Source organism: Paenibacillus sp. AR247, from assembly GCF_002968895.1.
GTDB classification, from domain to species: Bacteria; Bacillota; Bacilli; order Paenibacillales; family Paenibacillaceae; genus Paenibacillus_AQ; species Paenibacillus_AQ favisporus.
Genome location: NZ_PCZT01000023.1, coordinates 247,126 through 254,397, shown reverse-complemented (window position 1 = coordinate 254,397; position 7,272 = coordinate 247,126). Strand labels below are relative to the sequence as shown.

Sequence of the window (7,272 nt, the reverse complement as noted above, 5' to 3'; positions counted from 1 at the left end):
CATTTGCAGAAACTCGCCCAACGCATCCGGTACCAGCTTCTCCGGACCGAGCGGATCGCCGAGCACGACCAGCTTGTCCCGCGAGCGGGCGTAAGGGATCAGCACTTCGCCGTCCACGGACCAGTAGAAGCTTTTATCCCCCGTAAACAGCATATGGGTCAGCAAATTCCCTTGATGACTCTGCAGATACTGCCGCAGCCTGTCCAGATCGGCCGGTGTCGCCGGGGCCGCCACCTTGCGGCTGGGGCGCAGCACGATCAGCATGGTCAGCAGGATCCATGCCCCGGCGAGACCGATTACGGCGGATGCGGCATACGGATTGGAGCCGACCATCCAATGCATCCGCTCCGTGGTCGGCAGGTGGCGCAGCCATCCGTGGTGGACATGGGCGCCGACCCAATAGTAAGCCAAGGCGATGACCGCAGAGAGCACGTACCATACGGCTGCGCTTCTCCACTCGATCAAGGCGCCCGAGCGATAAAAGCGGGCCCGCGAGATCCACAGCATCAGTGCAACGATCAGCAGAAAGATCGCCTCTTCGAAATCAAACGCCTTCGTAAAGGTGAAGACCGCCCCGGCGAACAGCAGCCCGCTCGTCCACAAATACGCCCCGCGGATACGGAGCGAAATGCCCCGGGAGAGGATAATCAGCATAAAGCCGATCATGACCGACAGCAGGTGGGAGATGCGCATGATCGGCATGGACAGCAGTTCCTCCGACAACCGCAGCCGATACAGCAGTCCCGGCGTAGCCGCCGACAGCAGCAGAAGAAGACCGCTGACCAGCACGAGCTTGCCAAGCGCCCACACGCCCAGATCGCTGAGAAAGCGCATCTGCCCCGGCCAGCGCCACAGCCGCTGCCAGGCGTTCAGCGGAATCTCGACGGCGGTCTCGACCTTCTCCAAGGTGCGTTTTGCTGGACTGCCGAATTCGAAGGCCGACATAATCAGCCCGATCAGCCAAGGTATAACGTAGTAGAACAGCCTGAAGAGCACCAGGACGGCCATCGCCCTTTCGGCCGGAAATCCCATACGCTCAATGCCAAGAAGGACGGTCAGGTCAAACGCGCCGATCCCTCCCGGCGCCATGCTGAGAATGCCGGCAATGGCGGACACGGTATACATGCCCATGACGCCCTGGAAGGTCACGTCATGCAGGACGCTGGCGGCAATCAGCCAAAACGTCACGCCGGCGCAGGCCCACTCCAGCAGCGATGCGCACAGAGAGACGGCCACCGTGCTCCACGGCGTTCGGCCTTCCCCTTTGTTGAACCACCGCGCGAATAGCGATGAGCGCTGCATCAGAATAAATAAAGGCAGGTAAAGGGCCATCCCCCATACGGCGAAAATCAGCCAGCGGTGCTCCCGAATCATCGTGGTTGCCGGGAACAGCCCGGTTAGAACGGCCCAAGACATGATGGATAACCCCGTGATGATGACCGGCGACAGAAATACGACCGCAGACGCCATCAGCGAGGGCGCAATGCCGCTCCTTTTATACAGCAGGGTACGGAGACCGGCGCCGGTCAGTCCGGCAAAACCGATAATATTGTTAAACGTGTTGGCGATCCAGGCGTAGCGGAACGTGTTCCACCAGCCAACTTTCAGCTTGAAATGCATGCGGATCATGTAATCGTACAAGCTCATCACCCCGACGGAGAACAGGGAAAACAGACAGATCCCAACAACGGTGCCCACCGGCAACAGACGCAGCTCATGGAACGTACGCCCCAGGTGAATCTGCCGCAGCTCCCGCTGCCCCTCCCAATAGACGAGCGCGATCACCGCAAGCGGAATGAGCAGACGAATCGCTTTGATCTCATATATCGAAGCCAGGATACGGAAAAATTTGTACCGCTCCAGCTTTTCCTTCATGCTATGCACCCTTTCAGCAGCGAAAACCCATTGATGTTAGTCCTGACATTCTTCCTTATCCTACCATAAAGCACTCTTCCCATCCAAACACGTCTAATGAACCGGGTTTTTATGGGGAGATCGCGATGAGAGACCGGCAAACGGGGCGGAGAGAAACGAAGGCACGAAGGCCAGATTCGGCTACCAAGTATCGGAATAATGCTGTCGGAATAACGCTGAATGTTAAAAAATCCGGCCCCGCAACAAGCGGAGCCGGACCATTCCATTTTTATTCTCAATCGATCACTTCATTGGAGAAATCATCTGCATTTCCCGGCCCCAATGGCGGTGCATGGCGATGGACTCGACCAGCTGCCGGGCAAAGACGCTGCCGTCTTCCGTCTCCTTGCGGATTACCAGTCCGGTATCCTCGCCCGGAGACGTCAGATGGCCGGAAGATGCCGAGGCGTCGGCAAAATGAATGCCTGAGCCGGACAGCAGTCCGGTCGCCAGCTCGGAGGCGCCTACGGTTTTGAAGTGGTTGTAGGCTTCCGTCACGAAATTGACCGCCTCTTTGATACCCTGCAGCTTGGCGATGCTCTGCTCCCCGCCAGCTACATAGACGGCGTCAAACAGCACGGAGTCAGCCGTCAGGAAGGTATGCATGGCCTCCAGCTGGCTGCCGTCGGTTCCGGCGATCATCCCCAGGTTGGCACGACGCCTGCTTCAGCGAAGGCCGTGAGGACGGCCTTCATTTCACCCGCGTCGAATCCGTCAGCGGCCAGCACCGCCACCTTACGGGTAGCCGGAGACATCGCGGTGTGAAGCTGGCTCAGCGCCGGGGAGGCCTGGGTTTCGGCACCTCCTGCCACAGTCGCTCCGGAGGCTTCCTCTCCAGCCTTCGGCGGGTTGACACCAACGCCGAGGGCGATTTGCTCAGCCAGCATGAGATCAACGTTGCCGAACATATCGACAACCTGCTGCTGCACGCTTTTGCTTTTCACCTTGCCCACTTCAAAGCGGAAAGCTTTAATGATATGCTGCTTCTCCACGTCGGACATGCTGTTCCAGAACAGCTTGGCCTGGGTATAGTGGTCTTTGAAGCTGTCGCTGCGCGCCCGGACCTTGCGCCCCTCCACCTTTTCCTGATAGTGGGTGTATCCGCCCTCCTGCTCCGAAACCGGACGGGGATCGTTGTTTCCAAGGGAGTTTTTATGATAGCTCGTTTGGCCCCGGTTGATCGTCATGCGATGGTATCCGTCGCGCTGGTTGTTATGGATCTCCGCCACCGGCCGATTGATCGGAATCTCATGGAAATTTGGTCCGCCCAGACGGATCAGCTGCGTATCGGTATAAGAGAACAAGCGTCCCTGCAGCAGCGGGTCGTTGGAAAAATCTATCCCCGGCACGACGTTGCCAACGTGGAAGGCCGCCTGCTCCGTTTCGGCGAACACGTTGTCCACATTGCGGTTCAGCGTCATTTTCCCGATGCGCTGAACGGGAATGAGCTCCTCCGGCCATATTTTGGTCGGGTCGAGAATATCGAAATCGAAGTTGAACTCCTCATCCTCCCGGATCATTTGCACGCCAAACTCATATTCGGGATAGTCGCCCATTTCAATCGCTTCCCACAGGTCGCGGCGGTGAAAGTCGGGATCCTTGCCGGCGATTTTCTGCGCTTCGTCCCAGACCAGGGAATGCACGCCCAGCAGCGGCTTCCAGTGGAATTTTACGAAATGTGCTTCGCCCTTGTCATTGACGAGCCGGAAGGTATGTACGCCGAACCCCTCCATCATCCGGTAGCTGCGCGGAATCGCCCGGTCCGACATCGTCCACATGACCATGTGGGCCGATTCCGTGTTATTGGCGACAAAATCCCAATGCGTATCATGGGCCGTCGACGCCTGCGGAATTTCGTTATGGGGTTCGGGCTTGAACGCATGCACCAAATCAGGAAATTTCAGCGCATCCTGAATGAAAAAAACCGGAATGTTGTTGCCCACCAGGTCGAAGTTGCCGTCTTCCGTGTAGAACTTGGTGGCAAAGCCCCGGGCATCCCGCACCGTATCAGCCGAACCCCGCGAACCAGCCACGGTTGAGAAACGCACGAACACCGGCGTTTTCATCGACGGGTCCTGCAGAAACTTCGCCTTCGTATATTGCGTCATCGGCTTGTACACCTGAAAATACCCGTGTGCGCCAAAGCCCCCGGGCATGAACCACACGCTCAGGAATACGCTCATGGTCAAAGTGGGTCATTTTCTCCCGAAAATGAAAATCCTCCATTAACGTCGGCCCGCGTTCGCCTGCTTTGAGCGAATGTTCGTCCTCAGAAACCCGAACGCCTTGGTTCGTAGTCATGGGTTTCCCCGCATCACTGACGCGGAATTCCTCCAGCTGGCTGTCCTTAACATCCTTCTGCGGCTGCTGTTCATTCTTACGGTCCATCAATGCATCCCCTCCTGGTCGGTTACGGACGGTGTCCGAGTATTTACACCCGTTATTACCCGAATGAAAATCCACCCAAACGGGAATGTTAACCTGGACATCTGCGGTGCATTCGTTAAAAGCCAGGCTGAAGAGGCGTTTTTCGGATTCCAAACTTTTTTGCCAAATCATATTTACATTTCTATAAAAATAGATATAATAAGATCCATGGATACCTTATTAACCATTAAAGCACTATCAAACGAGACCCGGTTTAAAATTCTCGAATGGCTGAAGCATCCGGAGGAGCACTTTGACCCTCAGGAGCATATGCCGGCATCCTGTAATTTCAAAGGCGGCATTTGCGTCGGCAGCATTTCGCAGAAGACAGGGCTTGCACAGTCGGTTGTTTCAGGCTACCTGGTGAAATTGCAAAAGGCTGGTTTGCTGGAATCCCACCGGGCCGGCCAGTGGACCTACTACAGACGGAATGAGGAGGGTATCAACCGTTTTATCGAACAACTCAAGAAAGAGCTTTAGGCTAAAATGACATATGGTGCACATCTGAACCTTTTGGCTTAAACGCTCTTTCTTTTCATCATATATATCTATTTTTATGTAAATGTATAAAGATATAAATCTCACATATTGGAGGAAACCGATACATGAACAGCAATCCACAGCATACCCGTTCCACCGCAGCTTTATTCGAACCGTTTACCATTGGCAACTTGACGCTGCCCACCCGCATCGTCATGGCGCCCATGACCCGCGGATTCTCCCCGAACGGAGTACCGGGCCCGGACGTAGCAGCCTATTACCGCCGCCGTGCCGAGAACAACGTCGGCCTCATCATTTCCGAGATTTTTCGGTGAAGACGCCCTGAACGGATGGGCCGAAGTGGTCAAGCAGGTTCATGAAGCCGGAGGCAAGATCATGCCGCAAATCTGGCATATCGGCATGACCCGTCCGGTCGGCGCCGAGCCGAATCCGGAAGCAATGCCGATCGGTCCTTCGGGCCTTGATCTGAACGGCAATCAGGTTTCCGAACCGATGACCGAAGAGAAATCGCCTACGTGATCCAGGCTTATGCCGATGCGGCTGCCAATGCCAAACGGATCGGGTTTGACGGTGTGGAAATTCATGGTGCCCACGGTTATTTGATCGACCAGTTCCTGTGGGAACAGACGAACCGCCGCACGGACCGCTACGGCGGCGACATGATGAAACGCGCACGCTTTGCGATTGAAGTCGTGGAAGCCGTCCGCCGTGCCGTAGGACCGGATTTCCCTGTCGTGCTGCGCCTCTCCCAATGGAAGACGAACCAATACGACGCAAGGCTCGCCCCAACACCGGAAGACCTTGGGAAGCTGCTTGGCGCCTTGTCTGACGCGGGCGTCGACGTGTTCCACTGTTCGACCCGCCGTTTCTGGGAGCCGGAGTATGAAGGATCTGACCTGAACTTCGCCGGCTGGGCCAAGAAGCTGACGGGCAAACCGGCCATTACCGTCGGTTCCGTCGGGCTCGACGAAGCATTCACGAGCCTGTTTGCCGAAGGCAAAGGTGCAGGCAGCAAGGATATCGACGATCTCCTGGAACGCCTGGAGAACGGCGAATTTGACCTAGTTGCCGTAGGCCGTGCATTGCTTGGAGACCCGGCTTGGGCCACCAAAGTGCGTGAAGGCCGCTTCGACGAGCTTGCTCCGTTCACGCCTGAAGCGCTGAAAACACTGGCTTAATGCGGTCCCGCCCCACCCCCGGGACAACGCGCCGCGTGAAGCCTTGATATAAATAAAGACCGGAAGAGGGCTGCAGCCTCTTCCGGTCTTTTTGCTGTGTACAGAATATTGTTCTTTTTTGACTTGTGCACAATGCGTTCATACGTTAACAAGTTATTAGGAATCCAGCGTGGAGTCCTTCCCGCTGACATGGGCCATCTGCTGCTTGCGGGACCGCCCGCGCGACAGGGTTTCCGGCAGCACGATCAAGGCCGGTACCAGCATCGGCAGCAGGATGAAGCAGAGCACGACGAGACCGACGATCACGGCCGCAGCCAGCTCGATCAAGAGCACGAGCCCCGAAGGCATCAGCGTTGCGAACGTTCCGCCGAGAATGACCATGGCGGAAATAATGACGCCGCCCACGCTTCGGGCTGCCTTGACGATCGCTTCTCCCGGAGACAGCTCCCCGTATTCCTTGTAGCGCTCCATCAGGAAGATGCTGTAATCCACGCCGACCGCGACGATGACGATGAAGGAGAAGAACGGTACAAAGGACGATACCCCTTCCGCCCCGATGATATAGGTCGTCACAAACTTCGAGGCACTCATCGCTACGTAGTAGGAAGCGACAAGCGACAATACGATAAATACCGACGGCCAGAAGGAACGGATCACGAACAGCAGAACGACGAACACGCTGACGATGACGATAATCGCCGTACTGTTGAAGGATTTGATCTGGGCCTCATTCGTATCGTACGTCGTTGAGCTTGGTCCCGCAGCTCCGAACTTGGCGTCGCCCAGCATGGTTCCCTTCAGCGTGCCGGAGACCTCGCTGTTGATTTTCTCAATCGTGTCCATGGCCGCAGGGGAATACGGATCGTCGTTGAGGATGACGATCAGCTTCGTAATCTTGCGGTCCTTGGACATAAAGGCATCCACTGCCTGCTGGAAGTCCTTGTTCTCCAGCGCTTCCCGTGGAATAAAGAAGGTCTTCGAGCTGTTCAGCTGGGTCAGGAAGTCATTGGTCTTGCCGAGACCTTCAGAGATGTCGCCCAGTCCGTTGCCGCTCTGGTCGATGCCTTCCTTCAGCTGGGACATGCCGCCCGAGAGGCTGGATAGTCCGCTCAGCAGCTGCTGCTGCCCGCTTTGGACGCTGCCCAGCGCAGCATTCAGCTTCTTCATGTTTGCGGCGATTTCCTGGCTGCCGCTGCTGCCTTGGCGCAATCCCTTGGCCAACTGGTCAGCCCCTTGCTCCAGCGCTGCCAGG

Annotated in this window: 3 protein-coding genes and 2 pseudogenes; 2 read left to right on the top strand and 3 right to left on the bottom strand. The window is 56.6% G+C overall.

Annotated features, from left to right (window positions below; genetic code table 11):
• The coding region (locus CPT76_RS38000; RefSeq protein ID WP_105445499.1) for a lysylphosphatidylglycerol synthase domain-containing protein at positions 1-1,875 on the bottom strand (1,875 nt) is incomplete at its 3' end.
• A gap of 282 nt (positions 1,876-2,157) precedes the next feature.
• A pseudogene (locus tag CPT76_RS30205) lies at positions 2,158-4,302 on the bottom strand (catalase).
• A gap of 207 nt (positions 4,303-4,509) precedes the next feature.
• Here CPT76_RS30205 and CPT76_RS30200 point away from each other — a divergent pair.
• Entirely contained in the window at positions 4,510-4,821 is a 312-nt protein-coding gene (locus CPT76_RS30200; RefSeq protein WP_105445588.1) for an ArsR/SmtB family transcription factor, read from the top strand.
• Between the two features lie 125 nt (positions 4,822-4,946).
• Positions 4,947-6,020, top strand: a pseudogene (locus CPT76_RS30195) (NADH:flavin oxidoreductase).
• Positions 6,021-6,176: 156 nt separating this feature from the next.
• Here the strand turns inward: CPT76_RS30195 and CPT76_RS30190 are convergent.
• On the bottom strand, positions 6,177-7,272 hold a 1,096-nt coding region (locus CPT76_RS30190), incomplete at its 5' end, for an MMPL family transporter (protein WP_181153140.1).